Source organism: Promicromonospora kroppenstedtii DSM 19349 (assembly GCF_000515355.1).
GTDB classification, from domain to species: Bacteria; Actinomycetota; Actinomycetes; order Actinomycetales; family Cellulomonadaceae; genus Promicromonospora; species Promicromonospora kroppenstedtii.
Map to the genome: position 1 here is coordinate 22691 of NZ_KI911593.1, position 1028 is coordinate 23718.

The 1028-nt window shown below is 75.1% G+C and carries 2 protein-coding genes and 1 pseudogene; 2 read left to right on the plus strand and 1 reads right to left on the minus strand.

What is annotated here, in order from left to right:
- A pseudogene (locus PROKR_RS33595) lies at positions 1 to 195 on the minus strand (NAD-dependent succinate-semialdehyde dehydrogenase); the annotation flags it as partial.
- Between the two features lie 91 nt (positions 196 to 286).
- Here PROKR_RS33595 and rraA point away from each other — a divergent pair.
- Both rraA and PROKR_RS02915 read left to right on the plus strand, forming a co-directional pair.
- The gene (gene rraA / locus PROKR_RS02910) at positions 287 to 751 is read left to right on the plus strand and encodes a ribonuclease E activity regulator RraA (RefSeq protein ID WP_036959413.1); all 465 of its coding nucleotides are present in this window, start codon (positions 287 to 289) and stop codon (positions 749 to 751) included.
- A partial coding sequence (locus PROKR_RS02915) for an AAA family ATPase (RefSeq protein WP_157601852.1) occupies positions 748 to 1028 on the plus strand: 281 nt, incomplete at its 3' end. The genes rraA and PROKR_RS02915, both read left to right, overlap by 4 nt.

Here is a 1028-nt window from a genome sequence, read left to right on the forward strand (position 1 = left end):
GGCCGCGTGCGCGGCGTCGAGGGCGCGCACGGCGTCGGCGGCGGTGGCGTCCGAGACGTCGAAGATGGGCTGGGCGGTGGCGGGGTCGGTGACCTCGAACGTGGCGCGGCCCGACGCGGGGCCCCAGTGCCCGTCGATGAGCAGGCCGGTGGGCAGGTGCGCCACGAGGGCGGGGGAGAGCGTCGTCGCCGTCATATTCCGAGTATCCACTCCGGCGCAAGCGCGTCGGGTCCCGGATCCGGGACCGAGTATCGTCTGGCCCACGCCAACGAGACGGGGGATCACGATGACCGCGACGGCCGACCTGTACGACGAGCACGGCGAGGCGCTGGCCTCGCTCGCCCTGCAGCTGCGCGACTTCGGCGGAGTGCGGACCTTCTCCGGCCCGGTGCGCACCGTGCGGTGCCACGAGGACAACGCGCTGGTCAAGGCGGTGACGCAGACGCCGGGTGAGGGTGCGGTCCTGGTGGTCGACGGCGGCGGCTCGCTCCGCAGCGCCCTGATGGGCGACCTCATCGCCGCGGCGGCGGTCGAGAACGGCTGGGCAGGGGCGATCATCCACGGCGCGATCCGTGACTCGGTGGCGATCGGCGGGCTGCGGCTCGGCGTCAAGGCGCTCGGCACCAACCCGCGCAAGTCGGCGAAGGCCGGCGCGGGCGTGCTGGACGAGCCCGTCGAGATCGGCGGTGTGCTGTTCCGCCCGGGCGCCATGGTCCACGCGGACGAGGACGGCGTGCTGGTCGAGCGGTGACCCGGCTCGTCCTGCTCAACGGGCTGCCCGGGGTGGGCAAGTCCACGCTCGCCGCTGCCTGGGCGGCCCGCCGGCCGGGCACGCTGAACCTCGACATCGACGTGGTCCGCGCGCTGATCAGCGGCCCGCCAGGAGACACAGCCGGCTCGGCCCGGTCGCTCGGGCTCGTCATGGCGGTGGAGCACCTGCGCGCCGGGCACGACGTCGTCGTCCCGCAGCTCGTGGCGCGGCCGGACCAGGTGCGCCGGTTCGCGGAGGCGGCCGAGGCGGCGTCCGC